Genomic DNA, 16,021 nt, shown 5'->3' on the forward strand with positions numbered 1-16,021 from the left:
TTACACTTTTCGGATCCAGAAAGAACCAGGTTCATGAGCTGGAAATTGTCCCAGATAGGGGAACACCTGTTGGAGTTGCGCCGGATATTTTTGCTTCAGATGATGCAGGCTTCCCAACACTTCAAACTCCTTATTACAGGTAAGAAAAGCTTCAAGGATGTATTGTTCGTTCCAGAACAATACATCCTTTTTCAAATGCAGGTCCGTATAGTCACGTGGCGAAAAAATATCGTGTACGTGAACAATCACGCCTTTTTGAATAGAAGGAAGCAGCTCCAGAAACTCATACAATACATCACCCTGAGGCCTGATGACATGAGATGAATCGATAAACAGGATATCATGCTCATTCAAATCTTCAAAGAAAGACAAGGGAATCTTTTCCACCACCTCCCGCACCACTTCTACTCCCGTACTCTCCAGCCACGGCATTTCATATGGTTCGATACAGGTATGCCGGCAGGAATAAGACGGATCTTCAAAGCGGTTCCTGTCTATTGCCGCCTGCGCCATAAGCGTAGAATAACCGCTGCCAATTTCTATAATTTTCCCCGGCCTGAATTTCCGGATCATAGCATATAGAAACTCCGCATCACCAGGGCCAAAAGAAGGATTGTTAAAATAAAATACGGGCTTTACGCCCGCTGGTTTATCCCAGGGAAATGCCGAGAGTTCATTCCTGTACACAAAAGAATTAATCAAAGCGAGTTGTCCGTCAATATTCCAATTTATCCCATTTAAAGACCTGTCCGCAGTAAGTGGACGGCTCAGTTGATCGAAATTGAATTGCGGTTCATAATAGTGATCCCTTATCGGGAACACGCCAACTTTCTTAAAAATAAACATGCTAACCGGAAAGTGCCTTACCCTGAGCACCCTGATGAGTTTTAAAAGTACAGCGCTCAATATGGTAAAGGGCGCAAGCAGCACGTCAAGCAAAGGGAAAAATGGGGTGATTACTTTTCTGATCGCGTTATTTTTCATAACTCATTAGACCGTTCCTCTTTAAGGGTATTTTTATCGTATTGCTGGAAATTGCCCCAAAAAGCAAGTATCCATATCAGGTATTCCGCCATGTTCGTAATAAAACTACCGGTAAACTGATAGATAAATATAAATACAAAGAGCGATAACCTGTAATAATTTGACCATACACGCTTGTAAAAGAACAAAAATCCCTGAATTGAAAACCGCAATAACAATCCAAGCCACCCGAATATCGCAAAAGTTTCCGCGGTAGCATTGGGAATAGAGATTACATAGTTTTCATCATAACCGTAATAAGACCTGATAATATCTGTTCCAATCACCTTTATCTGCCCGAGGCCTGCGCCAAAAAGCAGACTTTTCTGTTCCGCGATCCTGTATGCCAACAGAAATGCTTCAAAGGTGCGGCCATTCCCCGATGAGTCGTGCCCGCTGAAGATATTCTTTAACCGCAGAAAAAGTGTATTGTCCGGGAAGAACAACACAGAAAAAACAACCCCCAATACCATGAGTAATGAAGAAGAAACAATAAATACAAAAACAGCTTTTTTCTTCAGCAGGGTTCTGAGGTGCACCACAAGCGTAACTAGCACGGCTATAAGAAGGCCTCCTATCACCCCCAGTGAAAAAGATAAAAGCAGGGGTAGCAATACCATTGGCATATACTTGAGATAAGCATATACTTTACCACTCAAAATCGTTTTATAAAAGAAGAACAGGCATAGTGGCACAAACAAGGTGGCATAATAAGAAGCTTCATAAGTAAAGAGCCGCAAACGCCGGTAATGATCTATCCCTTCAGTAAGGTATTGTTCAATCCAGAACAGGTTAAAATATGGAGAGCTGTAAAATGGAATAGCGATCAGACATAAGATAAAATTCCATTTAAGCAGCTTATGAAATAGGGTATCCAGCTTGTAACTTCCAACCAGCACCTGACAGGAATGGCAAAAAATGAATACAAGTGTGAAGTTGATTAAAGAAGCGAGATAGACATTGACATCAACTCCAACAAGCATATGGGCAATAAAGAACGGCGTCAGCAATAAAATGAAAGTAAACAACCCCCAAACTTTTCCACGTCTTATTGTCCAATAATAAAACAACGGGCCAAGTAAAGCCATGAAGGTAAGCCCAAACGGAAGCCCCACCGAGTTAAAGAAAAAGAATAAAACCGCAAAAGGCGTGTATTTACTGATCTTCATAGCGTCCTCCTGTGAAAAAATGTAACGTACCATATATCATGCCGCGCACCCGCTGGTATTCTCCCTTCAGTAATCTTTTCATGATCCGTGGAACCAGGGAGGGTATCGCCAGTAACACATACCAGGTGTTCACTCCTGCAATAAACTTTAGTCCATTCCTGGTATAGAAATAATCCGACAGAAAGCCCCGGCCAATAGTAGTACTGATCTTATCGTAACATACCGCATTTTCAGCAACACGTAAGCCTACTCCATTTTTCCTTGCGCGGAAACCCCATTCGGCATCTTCCCAGTACAAAAAAAACTGCTCTGATAATAGTCCCAGTTTCAGCCAAACTGCCGAATCGCAAAGCAGACAACCGCCGGAAATGTAAGAAAGTCGCGGCACATCGGCTTGGGAAATCACTTCTTTCACCGTTGCAAAGGAATATATCACCCTGGAGCCTCCATAAAAAAGAATGCCTTGAGGGGCTGAAAAAGATTTCGTAACCGCCCCCACAATTGTTCCTGGCCACCTTCTCTCTTCCAACATCAGTTCAGACATCGTATTCCGCTCTACCACCATATCCGGATTCAAGAGCCAGGTACAAGCGTTATGTTCCGCTGAAATTTTTGCCAGAACAAGGTTGTTGGCCCCTGCAAAACCCGCATTGGTATCATTCTGGATCAAAACCACTTTTTTCCATCCGGTCAAAGCGCTCTCAGTAAAGGAGGAAGCTGTAAAAAATGAGCAATCGTCATCGTTTAACGCCGTTATTTCCTGAATTTTTGCCAGTGACCCATTCCCGGAGTTGTTGTCTATAATTATTGCCGTGTAATGGGGATAATCGGATGACAACAAAGCCCGGATACAGGCGGCAGTATCTTCGTATTTCTTATAGTTCAATATAATAACATAACAATGCTTCATTATTGAAAACTTTTGAATACACCGAATCTGCCACAAAGGAAATGCGCAAATCCATAAAAAAACGCTTTTACTTTTTTCCGTTTATCCCGCTCAAAAAGCATCACTTTAATAAGTTCGGTTATCCTTGTCCTGATTATTTTGAAAGCAAACAAAGGATCCACCGAAAAATATTTCCAGGCAGTATCAAATCCATTTCTGGTCATATAATACCTTCTTAAAGCGTTGTGGTGGGATGCGCCCACACTTTTTCCTGAGATCGAGTGCAATTGGAAATCTCCCAATGCATGCTGGAGCGCAATGGAAGTATCGCAATAGATAATGTACCCATTCTTTCTGAGCCTCAGGCAATATTCATGGTCAACGTAATCAATGAAATAATCCTCCCTGAAAGGACCTGCCTTTTTGTATGCGGCAAGAGAGAGGAGATTACCTGATGTCATGGCGCTTTTCTCCACCTGGTATCTTTCCCCTGTAGTAGCCACAGAGAAATGGTGGTGTACCAAATGCCTGGGGGTAATAATCGCCGCCCCGGCGGGAAAGCCAGCGTACGCCAGCCCCCCCCTCATCCTGGCAAAGTCATGCCCGTTGAAATAACTATCCTGATCCATGGTCAATATCCAACTGCACCCTTCCGCCATTGCGAGTTCACACCCACAATTCAGGGCAACACCTATTCCTTTGTTGCCGCCCAGGTATTTATACCGCGCATTCGTATTCCATTCCTGCGCTTTTTCAATAATCCAATCGTTCTGAACAGCCGAATTATCGATCAGGAAAAGGCACTCCACTTCCGCCGCATAAGAACGAATATTACTCAACACATCATTGGAAGGATGATATAGTACTACAACCGCAGCAATTTTTACGCTTTCTGTATTCATTTCAGACACTACCTTTAAAAAATCCAAACGCCCGGTTTTGTATGCATCTTTTTGTTATAAAAATAAACAAGCCCTGCCGTGATATAGACTTCGGTAATCAATACGGTAAAACAGGTGCCGTAAATACCATATAAACCGGTAAGGGCAATGTTTAATACAACATTGAATAAAGCGCCGCTTATAAATACGAACATCAGACTGCGTTTCTCATTGTTCGCAAGCAATACCTGGTAAGAAGGAATATTGAGACAAACCAGCCAGGGCACGAAAGCCATGATCTGAAGGCATTCCTCAGGGAGACGGGTATCTCCCTTCATAAAATACCCCACAACCGGAGATGGCCAGCAAAGCAGGAATATACAGCCTAATAAGATGGCGACTTGAAAAGGAAAGAAAAAACGCTTAAAGAACTGGTACAGTTCCACCCTTGTTTTCTGCACATATTGACACACCTTTGGATAAATCACATTAAAATACACACTCAGTAATTGCCTTACGGCCTGCACAACTTTGTCGGCCACGCTGTAGTATCCCACCACAGTATCGTTGGTGAACAGCCTTAGAAAAAAAACATTCACATACATATAAGAACTTGTAGCAACATTCGAGGCCATGATATGCCATCCTCCGTACAATTCTTTTACCACTTCCCTCCTGGAAGGCATGATAAAAGAGAGCTTGAATAACCTGATCGCAATAATGACACTGACTACTCCGGCAAGGATATTACCAAGCCCCATAAAAAACATATAATAAATCCCATCACCCGGACTCTTTATATAAACCAGCACCAACAATGCGAACACTACTCTGGAAAACAAGCTCACATAAGTAATGAATTTCATTTGTTCCGCCCCCTGAAAGAGCCAGTTCAGGAGCAGCCCCTGCCCAACAACCGCGGTAAAACCCAATACATACAAGGCAGTATATTCTCTGACAGAAGGAACCAGCCAAAACGTTGCAAGCATACAAGAAAAAAGAAGGGCGGCAATCAGTAGCCGTGTAATAAGGACAACCGATAGTATCTTTGAAACTGTTGAAGGCTCCATTTCACTCCGCGACACATCCCTGGTTGCCGTCAGGTTAAAGCCATAGTCTGTCACATTAATGAAAAACATAATGAAAACCTGGGCTACGGCCACCTCCCCAAATCCGTCAGCGCCAATCTTGCCGATCACATACGGAATTATTAAGATCGGCACCAGAAAATTAGTACCCTGGACCAATCCTAATGAAAAAAAATTCGCCAAAAGACGCTTTGTTTCCGTACTATTCATAAGCCACGAAGATAACATTGCGTGGAATATAGTGAAAGAGAATAATCTTCAACACAGTGAAAACGGATAGCATTTATTATTTATCTTGCCGCTACATTGCTGAATAACCTTGCAAGACTTTTATCGTATGAACGAAAAGAAACCTATCCCCATTGAATCCGAAGAGATTGACCTTATTCATCTTTTCAGGCGGATAATAAACTTCCTTAACATCAACGGACGTTCGATTGCCCTATGTGGTTTAGGAGGAATGCTGCTGGGATTTTGCTTATTCCTGCTCATCTCAAACAAATACAGTTCCCGGCTCCTGCTTCACTCCACGATACTTACCAACTCAGAACAGATTGAGATCATTGAAAGCTGGGACGAACTTTTATCGAAGGGTGAATACCAGCAACTATCGGGTATGCTGAACAGTGATGAAAACACCCTGAAGAAAGTAAAAAGCCTTAAAGCAAAAGAGATTTACAAAGTAGACGGAGTAGCCGGAAATCCCAATGGCTTTATTGTGGAAGCACTGGTAAAAGATACGGCTGTTTTGGCTTCCCTTGAGCAAGGTATATTGTTCGGGCTCAACGAAAATGAATTCATCAAAAGTCGTGTTACCTTAAAGAAGCAAAACATTACGCGGATGATTGAAAAAGTGACCTCTGAAATTGACAAGTTGGATTCCACGAAAAAGATCATAGAAAATTCACTCCGCGCCCAGGGCTCCAGCAACAATGGATTTATTATTGACGTTGCAGGAATAAACGGGCAAATCATTTCATTTAACGAAAAACTCCTGTCGTATCAGGAAAGTCTGAAATTTGTTGATGCCATCCATGTGTTAAAGAGTTTTTCTAAATTCAGGAACCCGGTAGAACCCAGGCTTGAATTGTTGTTGTTCGCTGGCCTTGCATCAGGTATTTTTGCAGGCCTGCTGCTTACGTTCCGGCGTAATCTGCTTGATCGTATCAGGCATTCCTGATACACCAACAACCGGAAGTTGGCCCTGGCTTCAATACTTAATGGAAAGCATAATAAGTTCCCTTATAACTTTGGGGAAATCAGTAATCCTTAGTTTCGAACCTTTCACATCCTTCCATTGCCTGATTGGCGCTTCTATTCCATCATACAGCATGTCGGCCGCTTTCAGACGAAGAAAAATCTCCACATCAAAAAGCCAGCTGCAGGTGAATTTGTTATGGAACCCTATTTCTGCCGTTTTCCTATTGAATATTTTAGCGCCGCACTGTGTATCGTAAATCCTGAGACCAAACCTGAAACCGAGGATGGTTGAAATAACCCTGCCCACAATATGTCTCCAGGGTTTTCTATCTATTTTGCTGTCCAGTTTTTTAATTCTTGCGGCAAAGGCAAATGGACGCTTCCTTTCCAACAGTTCCTCATAAAGCCTTATGTATTCGTAGGAAGGCGTTGAAAAATCGGCATCAAGATAGCCTACAAAATCTATCTCTTCCAATTGGAGCAATGATAATATGCCCTCCCGCACAGCATTGGCTTTACCGCCATTTTTTTTAAGCAAAAGCACCTTTACATTTCTACCAAACCTGGCCGCCAGTTTATTCAACACCTCACGGGTGCCATCCGTACTTCCGTCATCCACAAAACATAGGCATACTTCAGGTAAACGTGTGATCAATTCGCCAACTTCCGCATGGTCCAGCCTTAGTTCCTCGTTATAACAAGGAATAACAATTCCTAATTTCTGCATATACAATAGCATGAAAGCCCCGGAATTCTAATACCAACTTTACCCAGCAATCGTCCAACCCAAAAATCAGCGCGAAGTACCGCTGAAATTAATTTCGTCTTCAATGCGCCCCCATTCCAATTGTCTATTGAATAATCCTTCTTCCTCAACATTACTTTTTCTATTGTCCGCAGAACTAAAAGGGTTAAAAAGAAATACCCGGAGTCAACAACCTCGAATCCAGCGTTGGTCAACAATTTTTTAAACCCCTTCCTATTGTACCGGCGGTAGTGCCCCAGCAATACATCGTGATTGGTAAACACTTGCTGAAATGCCGGTACCGTAAAAACAAAATATCTCTTCTGTCCTTTATTTTCATTGTCTGGTGGAAAATATTTCAATATTTCATTTTCATCTTTTAAGTGCTCCAGTACATCCATACAAAGATATAATCCCTCTCCTGCACCTCCTTCTCTTGCAATAAAAGCATCAATGGAGGAGTGGAAATTTATTTTAGAGTCGGGGTTATTCTCTGCCAGGCGCATAACAATTTCCTCCGTAAAAGCATTATCAATGGCGTGATATCTCTTTGCCAGCCCTTTTCCGGCAAGCCAGTTTATGACAAAAGCATCCCCGCTGCCTATATCCACAAGTGTAGCCTGCGGCTCTTTTATATTCGCCCTGATGAGGTTCCACACTACATTAACCCTGGCCAGCTCCCAAGGATGCCTTGCATAACCCTCCTTTTCATTCAACCTTTTAAACTCCGAAATATCCATATTCCAACTTTAATTTGTAAATAAGGGACAACATAGCTTTACTTCAAAATAGCGAAAACTTACCAGCGACGCCTTTGTCATTTATCACCGCCGCAAACTATACCTTTGCCGGATCAGAAAGCGGCCAAAAATAGCCCAATAATATTATATTTATAAATCCACAGGTCTAATAAAAATACTTAAGTATGGTACATGTTCAGAAATTTAGCACGTTAAGGATTACAATAATTTCTGCACTTTTTCTTACCATTCTTATTTCCAAGCTCAATCTCAATAGCTTCTGTATTATCCTACTGGCACTGTGCTGGCTATACGAAAGAAACTTCAGGGAGAAAATAAGCACCCTTTACGCCAGTAAAATATTCTGGTTTTTCCTTGCTTTTTTTGCGGTTCAGGTGTATGGCTTTTTTTTAGGAGAAAATTCTTCACGCGCCTGGAAGGGGCTTGAATCCAAAGCAGGGCTTATCGTTTTACCGATCCTCTTTCTTTCCGGAAGTTTCCCATCAGCAAAAGAAAGAAAGATAATCATGACGATTTATTCTATACTGATGACCCTGTTCCTGCTTTTCATGCTGGCTATTGCAGGTTACAAGTTCTTGATGGAAAGAGATCCTGGCATATTTTTCTACCATGAACTGCTATTGCCCGTTCATCAAAACGCTATCTACATTTCCGGGTTCACCTACATCAGTTTCTGCTTTATTCTCTTTGAAGGAAAAAACTTATGGCCATCGCAACAATTCATACGATGGAGAAGCGCCTGGTTGATGCTCCTGTTTTGCTTTCTCCTTTTATTATCTTCAAAACTGATCATCTCCATCACTTTCGTAACCCTTATTATCGCTTTCTATCGTATTGCAGCAGAAAAAAAACGTTCTCCGCTCATCCTCACCGTTAGTCTCATTATTTTCTCCTTAACCTTCATCAGTTCCATCATTCTTACACCGCCTATCAATAAACGATTCAAAGAAATAATCCAGACCGACTACAAAAAAATCACACAGGAAAAGTTTGATCCCAATACCTATTTTTCCGGGCTGGAATTCAGGTTATTGTTATGGAGATTCGGATTTGATATTGCTGAGCATGAAAACACCCTGCTCTTTGGGGTGGGCCCTTCCAATTCCCAACCACTGCTACAAAAGAAATACCTGGAGATGAATATGTACAGCGGTGAAAAAGGAACGGATAATGTTGGATACCTTTCGTTCAATTACCACAACCAATACCTGCAAACGCTGGTGGATTCAGGTTTGGTTGGTCTGGCAGTGCTCCTGCTTCTTTGCGCCAGTATGGTAAAAATGGCATTCTCTTCAGGCACCGTTGTCCTTAAATGTATTTCGTTACTTATTATAATCATGTTTCTTACAGAATCCATGCTGGAGCGCCAGTATGGCATAATACTTACATTGGTTCCATACTTGATCTATTATCCTTCTTCCAAATATAAGACATCAAAATATGCGTACACTACTTCAATACCTCAAACCCCATAAATGGTTGGTCGCCCTGGCGCTCCTGCTTTCCGCCATCAATATGGTGTTTTCCCTTTTTGAACCCATGATCTTCGGAAAGATCATCGACCTTTTCGCGTCCAAAGCCAACGAGCTCAGCAAACAACAATACATCAACGGCGTCCTTTACTGGCTCGGAATAGGTGTGGGCGCCGCTATGGTGAGCCGCATCGCGAAAGCCTTCCAGGATTACTTCATGAATGTGGTGGTACAGAAATTCGGGGCGAAAATATTCACCGACGGCCTCCGCCACTCCATGGGACTCCCATTCCAGGAATTCGAGGACCAGCGCAGCGGGGAAACACTTTCTATTCTGGAAAAAGTACGGTCGGATACCGAGCGCTTCATCATGTACTTCATCAACATTCTTTTCCCCACCATCACCGGCATCATTTTCGTGATCTGGTACGCCACCAGCAAACACTGGCTGCTGGCCCCAACTTATTTCGGGGGCATTATCATACTCGCCGTACTCACAAGTCTGCTGAGCCGGAAAATCAAGGTGATCCAGAAGAACATCGTGAAAGAAACCACCACCCTGGCGGGAAGTACCACGGAAAGTTTGAGGAACATCGAGATCGTGAAGAGCCTGGGGCTGGCGGAACAGGAAGTGAGCCGCATCAATAAGAATACGTATAAGATACTTGGCCTTGAACTCACCAAAGTGAAAAAGGTACGCAGCATCAGTTTCATCCAGGGCACTTTCGTGAACCTGTTGCGTACGGTCATCCTGTTCCTGCTGCTTTATTTCATCTTCGGCGGAAGTCTTACCGTGGGCGATTTCGTGGCCATGCAGATCTATTCCTTCTTTATCTTCGGTCCTTTGCAGGAACTCGGGAACGTCATCATGGCGTACCGCGAAGCGGAAGCCTCCCTCAACAATTTCACCAACCTGATGCAGAAAGAGCCGGAACACGAACCGGACAAACCCGTTCCCTTGGGCGCCGTGGAAACCCTCGCTTATGAAAACGTAGGCTTCCAGCACCGGACCGCTCCCTACAAAGCCATCGATGGCATCAGTTTCCAGGTAAAAACCGGCGAAACCATCGCCTTTGTTGGCCCCTCAGGCTCGGGAAAAACCACGCTCGTGAAGTTATTATTGGGCCTGTACCGCCCGCAGGAAGGAAGGATTCTTTACAACAACGCGAATGGCGCAGACATCAGTTTCAACCAACTCCGCGGACAAATAGGTTTCGTGTCCCAGGACACCCAACTGTTCGCCGGCACCATCAAAGAGAACCTCCTGTTCGTAAACCCCACCGCATCAGATGAAGACCTGATGGAGGTATTGCAGCAAGCCTCCTGCCAGAACCTGCTGGCCCGGGCCGAAAACGGCCTGGATACATTGATCGGTGAAGGCGGCATCAAAATTTCAGGCGGCGAAAAACAACGGCTCTCCATTGCGAGGGCGCTGCTCCGGAAACCACACCTGCTCATCTTTGATGAAGCGACTTCCGCACTGGATTCCATTACGGAAGAAGAGATCACCAAAACCATCCGGAAAGTTTCTTCCAAAAGGGAACAGATCACGATACTCATCGCGCACCGCCTTTCAACGATTTTGCACGCAGACCGGATTTTCGTACTGGAAAAAGGAAAGATCGTGGAAATGGGTACGCACCACGAATTGCTGGGCGAGAAAGGGTTGTATTACGCGATGTGGCGGCAGCAGATCGGGGAACGGAATACAGTGGCGGAGAAGGTGTAGCAGGAAAGAATTTTCACGCGAAGACGCAAAGGAGCAAGGACGCAAAGCCTTAACAGGTTGGCTGGGGCTAAATTTTGTGTAAACGTTGTTGCCGAAAAATATTTGCACTAAGCTGCCGTACAGCCGCTCCTTGCGTCCTTGCTCCTGCGAGGCATGAAGCAGTGCGTTGCGAAGTGCACAGCACAAAGCAATCGCGTGAAAAAAATTATTGCACTCTAAAATCAAAATCCAACTCCACATCCGTCTCTCCCACGCCTATCCCGTCACCTGCCTGTTTCATGCCATCAGGCTTATGCTTCAGCGCTACTTTTACCGTACCTGAACCAGCGGTAGCTGATGTTGTCCACCGGGAAGTGAGGCCCAGGGGTAATCCGTTGGCATCGGTACTCAGTTGGTTGATCGTGGCGAGGGAGGCAGGGGTGGGCACAAAGTAAATCTGGTGCTCATGACCTTCTTCTGCAATCTCCTCCGTAATATTATCCGCGGGTGATACTGATTCGTTCAGGAAAGATATCGCACAGGTATACACTTTATTCGGCGCCAGCACGATCTCATCGAATTGCGTGGGTTCATTTCCGCCTTCACCATCAGGATCTTTGAAGGAAAATGTTAAGGGTGTTGATGAACCACCCACTTCAGTGAACGTGAGCGTTACGGAAGTAATCAGTTCTTCCTCGTTCAGTTCGGTTTTGTCTTTTTTGCAGGAGCTCAAAGTAGCGGCTCCGAGAAAGGCCAGCAGGCTCAGCGAAAGGATTTTTCTTTTCATATTGCTGTATTTGTTATTTTTTATGGAAAGGAATTTTAACACGGAGTGAAACATCACGCCCACGTTCATCCGTAAAATAGCGGAAGGCGTTGAGGTAATCGCGGTACCTGGTATTGAAAGCGTTTTGCACGCCAAGAATCAGTTGAATGGGTTGTTTGCCCCAGCGGATGGTGGTCGCGGCTTCCGCGCCCGCCAGGAAATATCCTGAAGGGGGTGGCGCGAAATCGGATGCCATGGTGGTGGAGCCGTCGGGCTGCTTCACTTCTATATTGCCGGTACCAGGCGTACGGGATTGCCGGAGCACCTGCTGCGCCAGTAACTTCACATAACTTTCTTTCCAGAATTTGCCGTCGGAGAAGGTATAAGTAACCTCTCCTTCAAAGCGGTCGGCGGGCATCTGGATGAGCCAGTCGTTGGCCAGTTTGTCTTTTGCACGAAGCAGACTTACCTTCCCCAATACGGACAAATGTTTGTTGTAAGCATAGGTAATGGAGAGATCGGTACCGGTCAGCCTTGCGTCTGTTTGCGCGTATTCGAATACGGGGAATGCTCCTCTAACCGTAAGCTGGTAAGGAAACCCTGGACGCAGGTAGATAAAGCCATTAATGTCCTTATAATAAACTGTCCAGTCTAGTAACCAATGTCCTTTGTTGAAGTTGAAGTTTCCCTGAATGGTATTGGCGCGTTCCGGGGTAAGTGAAGCATCGCCTTTTTCCAGGCGCAGCACACCATGGTGCAGCCCGTCGCTGTACAGTTCATTGATGGCGGGCGGTCGCCAGGCGGAAGAAACACCCATGGTAAACTGCGCTTCGGTAGAAAGACGGTAGGTGGCCCCGAAATTTCCGGATATGCTGGTGTAGTTTTTCTCATCGAAGATCACACTGTTATCGTTGTTGCTGATGTTGTACAACTTTCTGTGATCGGCCCGCACACCACCTTCCAGCAGCCATTTGTTCTTATCCCATCTTTCAATCCAGAAAGCGCCGAGGTTCAGCGCCTCATAGTTTGGAATGAAAAAACGCTGTTCATAGCTATTGTATTGATAGTTCGCGGTAACCCCCATGGTTCCACGCAGTCCGAGTAAATGATAGTGGTCCCACACCAGTTCGGAACCGAGTGTATACAAATCAAGCCGCATCAGGGGACGCACGCTGTTGGAAGAGCGGGCGGGATCATATTCATCCCTGTGGTTGTATTGCCCGGAGAGGGTGAGGTTCAGCCTGCCGATATCACCGGTTTGCAGGAAGGATTTCACCTTCAGCAACCGGTGTTGAATCTCCTGCCGGGGCCGGTCGATGGTGTAGGAGAAGTCTTTTTGCTGGTAGAATTCCGTCGGTTCGCCCCGTTCAATGGCGTTCTCCAGGTCGGTGAGGTTCCCCATGTGCGCACCGCTAAAAATACCTATCGTATTGTTGAATTGACTGTAAAAAAGTTCCGCGCCTTTGGTGGGTGTGTTCCATCCCGCGGTAGCGGAAAAGTTGACTTCTTTGTTACCGGAATTGGTGAGCCAGTAATTTGGCGTTCTGGCGTCTCCCCCTCGTTTCAGCGTTCCTTGTAAGCGCCAGCTGAACGGCCGGAACCTGGCGCTGTTGCCCTCCAGAATACCAGAAATCACTCCTTGCCGGTTGTTGCTGAATGCCGCGAGATTGAGTTCACCGGAAATGCCCGGCACATTAGGTAGTAAACGCGGTTCCACTAAAATCACCCCGCCAAGTCCATCGCTGCCGTAACGCATGGAACCCGCTCCTTTCACAACCGAAATCCGGTTGGCGAGATAGGGGTCCACTTCAGGCGCGTGTTCACTGCCCCATTGCTGTCCTTCGATCCTGATCCCGTTGTTCAGCACCAGTACGCGGTTGCTGTGTAATCCATGGATGACGGGCTTATAAATGTTATTACCCGTTTGCAAAGTGCTTACCCCGGCTATGCGCTTTACGGCCTCCCCCAGGGAAAGGCCTCGTGTAGCTTCCAGTTCAGCCCCTTTCAATTCCCCCACCTGCGCGGTGGTCTTCTGTTTTCCGGCACCTGTTACAGTAACTTCGGCCAGCTCATTGTGGCGATGGGGCAAAGCGATGTTCTTGGTAAGATCGTCATTGAGGTGAATATGAAGTGAAACGGGATCACAACCAATATGGGACACAATAAGGTTGTAATTCCCCGGACAAAGTCCTTCCAGGAGAAAGTTGCCTTGTTCATCCGTTTCCACGGTTTTCTTCAGTTCCAGCAGGGTAACCGTGGCGGAACTTAGTTTTTCACGGGTGTCCGCATCCTGCACCGTACCCTTCAAACGAAGAATACACTGGGCGGAAGCCAGATTTCCCATTGCCACTAAAATTACCAGGACCAACCAGTTTTTTGAAACCACGATTCAAATTTGAAGGTACAAAACTAAGGATTTGACTTAAATATGCAACACTATTTCATTTTTTATTAATGGAAGTAAAGAATGGGGTAATAAATTGCCGGTCCCAAACGAACAGGTATGGCGCTCCCTTATTTTTACCAGGAACAATATGCAGGCGAAAAAAACTGGATATTGGACGAAGACACCAGCAAGCATTGTGTACAGGTACTGCGGATGGAAGCCGGTGAAAAACTGGTGCTCACCAACGGGAAAGGACTACTTGCTACCGTTCAGATCACGGATCCGCACAAAAAGAAATGCGGCGTCACCCTTGTTTCGGTGGAAAATATCCCTGCCCCGGCCCACAAACAACTGATCGGGATCTCTCTTTTAAAGAATGCTTCGCGGTTCGAATGGTTCCTGGAGAAGGCAACTGAACTCGGCATTAACGGTATTGTACCCTTGTTGTGTAAAAGAACGGAGCGTCAACATTTCAGGGAAGAAAGGCTGAAGGGCATTCTCATTGCCGCGATGCTCCAGTCGCAGAAAGCCTGGCTTCCAGAGTTATATACTCCCCAATCCATAGAAGAAGTCGTTAAAATACCCGCTGAAAAAAAGTTCATAGCCCACTGCATGGACAGTGAAAAAACGCCCTTAAAAATGATGGTAACCCCGGCCGTTTCCCAGTATTTATTAATCGGCCCCGAAGGGGATTTCACGGAAGAAGAAGTAATATCAGCCAGCAACGCAGGCTTTCAACCCGTCTCCCTGGGCAATTTCCGGCTCCGCACCGAAACCGCCGGCATCTACGGTGCAGTAACACTTATGATGTAGGTGGTCACAAAACCGCTCCTTGCGTCTCCGCTTCCTTGCGTCCTTGCGTGAAAAAAAATCAAAGTCCCTTACAAATCTTCCCCGCAATCCCTGGCCCCTCATAAATGAACCCCGTCCAAACCTGCACCAGTTCAGCCCCTGCATTCAGTTTCTCCCGGGCATCCTCACCCGTAAAAATGCCGCCTGCGGCAATCACCGGAATCGATCCGCCTGTTTCTGAACAGATGTATTGCACCACTTCTGTACTCCTTTGCCGCACGGGTTTTCCACTTAATCCTCCTGCGCCAATGGCTTCCACTTCGGAAGCAGGCGTCTTCAGTCCTTCCCGGCTTATCGTCGTATTCGTGGCTACCAGTCCATCCAACCGGATTTCGGTGGCGAGTGAAATAATATCATCAAGTTGTCCCTGGGTGAGGTCCGGCGCTATTTTCAGCAGGAGCGGCCTTGGCGTGGACGATTGTACGTTAATCGTCTGAAGATGGGAGAGTATTTTCCGGAGCGCGTCCTTTTCCTGTAATTCGCGCAAACCGGGTGTATTGGGAGAACTTACATTCACCACAAAGTAGTCCACCACATCGGCGAGTTCTGTAAAGCAACGTTCATAATCTTTCCAGGCGTCTTCATTGGGCGTAACCTTGTTTTTACCGATATTTCCCCCGATGATCATGGGCAGTTCACCTGGCTTCAATCCTTTTTGTTCCTGGTTCTTCCATTCGGCGAGCCGGCGTGCGGCCACTTTTACCCCATCGTTGTTAAAACCCATGCGGTTGATGAGCGCGCCATCTTTCGGTAAACGGAACAGGCGCGGCTTCTCATTGCCATCCTGTGGTTTCGGTGTAACCGTTCCTATTTCCACGGAGCCGAAGCCCAATGCACGCAGTTCCCGGAGGTAGCGGGCATTTTTATCGAACCCGGCGGCCAGTCCTACCGGATTTCTGAAAGTAAGTCCGAAAACTTTTTTGGCCAGCGATGCCGGCGGTGTCATCGACGCGGCAATGGCGTTCTTCGCGGGCGCTATCCCACAAACGCCTTGTAAACTGTTCATCGCCAGATAGTGAACAGTTTCAGGATCAACGAGGAAAAGCAGGTTTCTGAGCAGTGAATACATAATGGCTGCGAA

14 protein-coding genes are annotated in these 16,021 nt (G+C 45.8%); 4 read left to right on the plus strand and 10 right to left on the minus strand.

Annotated elements, in window-relative coordinates:
- The 5 genes from M4J38_RS03560 to M4J38_RS03580 are packed head-to-tail and all read right to left on the minus strand — an operon-like array spanning position 1 to position 5,278.
- Positions 1-984, minus strand: a complete 984-nt coding sequence (locus M4J38_RS03560) for a class I SAM-dependent methyltransferase (protein ID WP_251758157.1) — start codon at positions 982-984, stop codon at positions 1-3.
- A complete protein-coding gene (locus tag M4J38_RS03565; protein ID WP_251758158.1) occupies positions 981-2,192 on the minus strand; it encodes a hypothetical protein in 1,212 nt (403 codons plus the stop codon). Before M4J38_RS03565 ends, M4J38_RS03560 begins: the two co-directional genes overlap by 4 nt.
- Positions 2,179-3,102 carry a glycosyltransferase family 2 protein gene (locus M4J38_RS03570; protein ID WP_251758159.1) on the minus strand — a complete coding sequence of 308 codons (924 nt, stop codon included), beginning with the start codon at positions 3,100-3,102 and terminating at the stop codon, positions 2,179-2,181. Before M4J38_RS03570 ends, M4J38_RS03565 begins: the two co-directional genes overlap by 14 nt.
- Positions 3,102-4,010: a glycosyltransferase gene (locus M4J38_RS03575; RefSeq protein WP_251758160.1), complete on the minus strand. Its 909-nt coding sequence runs from the start codon at positions 4,008-4,010 to the stop codon at positions 3,102-3,104. Before M4J38_RS03575 ends, M4J38_RS03570 begins: the two co-directional genes overlap by 1 nt.
- On the minus strand, positions 3,998-5,278 hold the full coding sequence (locus M4J38_RS03580; RefSeq protein ID WP_308217807.1) for a flippase: 1,281 nt from the start codon (positions 5,276-5,278) through the stop codon (positions 3,998-4,000). The genes M4J38_RS03575 and M4J38_RS03580 overlap by 13 nt, the downstream gene beginning before the upstream one ends.
- Before the next feature lie 109 nt (positions 5,279-5,387).
- Between M4J38_RS03580 and M4J38_RS03585 the strand changes: the two genes are divergently transcribed.
- Positions 5,388-6,230 carry a hypothetical protein gene (locus M4J38_RS03585; protein ID WP_251758162.1) on the plus strand — a complete coding sequence of 281 codons (843 nt, stop codon included), beginning with the start codon at positions 5,388-5,390 and terminating at the stop codon, positions 6,228-6,230.
- A 30-nt stretch (positions 6,231-6,260) separates the two neighbouring features.
- On the opposite strand, the gene M4J38_RS03590 is transcribed toward M4J38_RS03585, so the two are convergent.
- Both M4J38_RS03590 and M4J38_RS03595 read right to left on the minus strand, forming a co-directional pair.
- On the minus strand, positions 6,261-6,977 hold the full coding sequence (locus tag M4J38_RS03590; RefSeq protein ID WP_251758163.1) for a glycosyltransferase: 717 nt from the start codon (positions 6,975-6,977) through the stop codon (positions 6,261-6,263).
- Positions 6,965-7,735: a hypothetical protein gene (locus M4J38_RS03595; protein ID WP_251758164.1), complete on the minus strand. Its 771-nt coding sequence runs from the start codon at positions 7,733-7,735 to the stop codon at positions 6,965-6,967. The genes M4J38_RS03590 and M4J38_RS03595 overlap by 13 nt, the downstream gene beginning before the upstream one ends.
- 527 nt (positions 7,736-8,262) lie before the next feature.
- On the opposite strand from M4J38_RS03595, the gene M4J38_RS03600 reads away from it, so the two are divergent.
- Together M4J38_RS03600 and M4J38_RS03605 are read left to right on the plus strand one after the other, a co-directional pair.
- Positions 8,263-9,231: an O-antigen ligase family protein gene (locus tag M4J38_RS03600; RefSeq protein WP_251758165.1), complete on the plus strand. Its 969-nt coding sequence runs from the start codon at positions 8,263-8,265 to the stop codon at positions 9,229-9,231.
- Positions 9,197-10,957 carry an ABC transporter ATP-binding protein gene (locus M4J38_RS03605; protein WP_251758166.1) on the plus strand — a complete coding sequence of 587 codons (1,761 nt, stop codon included), beginning with the start codon at positions 9,197-9,199 and terminating at the stop codon, positions 10,955-10,957. Before M4J38_RS03600 ends, M4J38_RS03605 begins: the two co-directional genes overlap by 35 nt.
- A gap of 205 nt (positions 10,958-11,162) precedes the next feature.
- Here the strand turns inward: M4J38_RS03605 and M4J38_RS03610 are convergent, their stop codons facing one another.
- Both M4J38_RS03610 and M4J38_RS03615 read right to left on the minus strand, forming a co-directional pair.
- Positions 11,163-11,723, minus strand: a complete 561-nt coding sequence (locus M4J38_RS03610) for a hypothetical protein (RefSeq protein WP_251758167.1) — start codon at positions 11,721-11,723, stop codon at positions 11,163-11,165.
- 13 nt (positions 11,724-11,736) lie between these two features.
- Positions 11,737-14,046, minus strand: a complete 2,310-nt coding sequence (locus M4J38_RS03615; protein ID WP_251758168.1) for a TonB-dependent receptor — start codon at positions 14,044-14,046, stop codon at positions 11,737-11,739.
- A gap of 159 nt (positions 14,047-14,205) precedes the next feature.
- Between M4J38_RS03615 and M4J38_RS03620 the strand changes: the two genes are divergently transcribed.
- Positions 14,206-14,901 (plus strand): 16S rRNA (uracil(1498)-N(3))-methyltransferase, encoded by a 696-nt coding sequence (locus tag M4J38_RS03620; RefSeq protein WP_251758169.1) that lies wholly within the window; start codon positions 14,206-14,208, stop codon positions 14,899-14,901.
- Between the two features lie 58 nt (positions 14,902-14,959).
- Here the strand turns inward: M4J38_RS03620 and M4J38_RS03625 are convergent, their stop codons facing one another.
- The gene (locus M4J38_RS03625; RefSeq protein WP_251758170.1) at positions 14,960-16,009 is read right to left on the minus strand and encodes a quinone-dependent dihydroorotate dehydrogenase; all 1,050 of its coding nucleotides are present in this window, start codon (positions 16,007-16,009) and stop codon (positions 14,960-14,962) included.
- Positions 16,010-16,021: the final 12 nt, after the last annotated feature.

Origin of the sequence: Parasegetibacter sp. NRK P23, assembly GCF_023721715.1 — a bacterium.
Taxonomy (GTDB): Bacteria; Bacteroidota; Bacteroidia; order Chitinophagales; family Chitinophagaceae; genus Parasegetibacter.

What these genes read in the sequence shown, in the direction of transcription:
- M4J38_RS03570 (WP_251758159.1), bottom strand. Translation starts at nt 3,102, where the DNA reads ATGAAGCATTGTTATGTTATTATATTGAACTATAAGAAATACGAAGAT.
- M4J38_RS03625 (WP_251758170.1), bottom strand. Translation starts at nt 16,009, where the DNA reads ATGTATTCACTGCTCAGAAACCTGCTTTTCCTCGTTGATCCTGAAACT.
- M4J38_RS03615 (WP_251758168.1), bottom strand. Translation starts at nt 14,046, where the DNA reads ATGGGAAATCTGGCTTCCGCCCAGTGTATTCTTCGTTTGAAGGGTACG.
- M4J38_RS03565 (WP_251758158.1), bottom strand. Translation starts at nt 2,192, where the DNA reads ATGAAGATCAGTAAATACACGCCTTTTGCGGTTTTATTCTTTTTCTTT.
- M4J38_RS03590 (WP_251758163.1), bottom strand. Translation starts at nt 6,977, where the DNA reads ATGCAGAAATTAGGAATTGTTATTCCTTGTTATAACGAGGAACTAAGG.
- M4J38_RS03605 (WP_251758166.1), top strand. Translation starts at nt 9,197, where the DNA reads ATGCGTACACTACTTCAATACCTCAAACCCCATAAATGGTTGGTCGCC.
- M4J38_RS03600 (WP_251758165.1), top strand. Translation starts at nt 8,263, where the DNA reads ATGACGATTTATTCTATACTGATGACCCTGTTCCTGCTTTTCATGCTG.
- M4J38_RS03560 (WP_251758157.1), bottom strand. Translation starts at nt 984, where the DNA reads ATGAAAAATAACGCGATCAGAAAAGTAATCACCCCATTTTTCCCTTTG.
- M4J38_RS03580 (WP_308217807.1), bottom strand. Translation starts at nt 5,278, where the DNA reads ATGTTATCTTCGTGGCTTATGAATAGTACGGAAACAAAGCGTCTTTTG.
- M4J38_RS03620 (WP_251758169.1), top strand. Translation starts at nt 14,206, where the DNA reads ATGGCGCTCCCTTATTTTTACCAGGAACAATATGCAGGCGAAAAAAAC.
- M4J38_RS03585 (WP_251758162.1), top strand. Translation starts at nt 5,388, where the DNA reads ATGAACGAAAAGAAACCTATCCCCATTGAATCCGAAGAGATTGACCTT.
- M4J38_RS03595 (WP_251758164.1), bottom strand. Translation starts at nt 7,735, where the DNA reads ATGGATATTTCGGAGTTTAAAAGGTTGAATGAAAAGGAGGGTTATGCA.
- M4J38_RS03610 (WP_251758167.1), bottom strand. Translation starts at nt 11,723, where the DNA reads ATGAAAAGAAAAATCCTTTCGCTGAGCCTGCTGGCCTTTCTCGGAGCC.